3 protein-coding genes are annotated in these 1,382 nt (G+C 70.5%); all 3 read right to left on the minus strand.

Going from position 1 to position 1,382, the window contains the following annotated elements:
• Positions 1–59: 59 nt before the first annotated feature.
• From RDU12_RS15735 to RDU12_RS15745, 3 genes are read right to left on the minus strand one after another with little or no spacing between them, the layout of a single operon-like run.
• Positions 60–380 (minus strand): hypothetical protein, encoded by a 321-nt coding sequence (locus RDU12_RS15735; protein WP_308685610.1) that lies wholly within the window; start codon positions 378–380, stop codon positions 60–62.
• A 2-nt stretch (positions 381–382) separates the two neighbouring features.
• Entirely contained in the window at positions 383–673 is a 291-nt protein-coding gene (locus RDU12_RS15740) for a hypothetical protein (RefSeq protein WP_308685612.1), read from the minus strand.
• Complete coding sequence (locus tag RDU12_RS15745; RefSeq protein ID WP_308685614.1) at positions 670–1,038, minus strand: hypothetical protein; 369 nt, start codon at positions 1,036–1,038, stop codon at positions 670–672. Before RDU12_RS15745 ends, RDU12_RS15740 begins: the two co-directional genes overlap by 4 nt.
• Positions 1,039–1,382: the final 344 nt, after the last annotated feature.

Raw genomic sequence — 1,382 nt, forward strand, 5'->3', positions numbered from 1 at the left:
TTTGGTGACGGGACGGGGTGGGTGGCGGACTTGCCGGGCAAACTGCATAGCGGCGGCCCTCAGGTCAGACCATGCGCGGCGCGCGCCTGCGCCTCGCGTTCCCAGAGGCGGCGGCAGGTCAGCGGAAGGCCGCCGTCCGAGCGGTCGCCGTCATAGCTGGGCCACGCCCGCGACCGCGCCCACTCCGCGCCGGAACGGCGCCAGACATAGTCAGACAGCACCCCCCAATGAGGGTCGTCATAGATGACATAGGCCCACTCATGCCGCCCGATCGTCATGATCGGAGAGACGTACAGGACCGGGGCGAGGAAGAGATAACGGACCTCGGGCGACGCCGAAGGCGGCGCAGCCGAGGCCGAGAAAAGGGCGAGCTGCGACACCGTCAATGCTCCGTTGGTTCGGTTGCGAGGATCAGGGCCTGGGCCGCCGCGACGCGAGCGGCGGTGAGGGCCGGATACAGGTCGCCAGTCGGCCCGGTCCCATTCGCGACAGCGTCCACCACAGCGCCCGCCGCCGCCTCCAGCTGGTCGAGCGCGAGGAACAACGAATGGGCGCTGGCCAGCATCACACCATCGGCAGGCGAGCCGAGAACAGCCGCGACCACACCCCCCGTCTCGGAGACGACGAGGCGGCGGGGCTCAACAAACCGCCAGTTCGGAACAGGGCGCGTCACAGGCGAGCCTCCGCGACGCTGGCCGGAGCCGAAAGGCGAAGGCGGCGAGCGAGCGACGCCTGTGTCTGGCGGCCAATCTTGCGGTCCTCCCGGCGGGCCTGTCGGATGACGGCGACCGGCGACGGGATGACACCCTGACACAACGACCGGCAGGCGATCCGCGCCGCCGTCGTGTCGCGCAGGCCGTGGCAGGCGACCGCGTAGCGGACGGCGTCTGCGGCCAGTCGTTGCCGATCAGCCGAGCCAAGGCCGGTCTTGCCGGCCGCCTGCAAGGCCTCCTCCAGGGCGAAGGTGGGGTCATCCTCGCAGAGGGCAGCGAGGTAGACGCGCGCGCGACGGGCGCGCGGCAGTTCGCGAAGGGTCAAGGGCAACATGGGGACTCCGTTGTCTGCCTCAGATGCGGCGGGCGAAGGTGACGCACCCAAGGGGGAAATCGTGATGGAAGGCGCCCGCGCTTTTCCGAAGCGTGGGCGGCAAAGCCGCACCGCGGTCGGGGGAGGGAGGCGATCAAGGTCGAGGCGGGCGGAGGGGGATCACCCGCGCTGCAGACGTAGTCGAAGGGCGGGGACACCGCCGGCGAGCCGCGTAGCGGTTGCCTTGAACAACGACCGGGGGCTGGCCCCCCAAGAGAGGGATGTGGACAGACGATGACGCGACCAGGCGCAAGCGACCGCGAGGCCGAAGGCCAGCTGGTCGCCAAGCCCGGGAG

Origin of the sequence: Brevundimonas sp. (assembly GCF_031082345.1) — a bacterium.
GTDB lineage: Bacteria > Pseudomonadota > Alphaproteobacteria > Caulobacterales > Caulobacteraceae > Brevundimonas.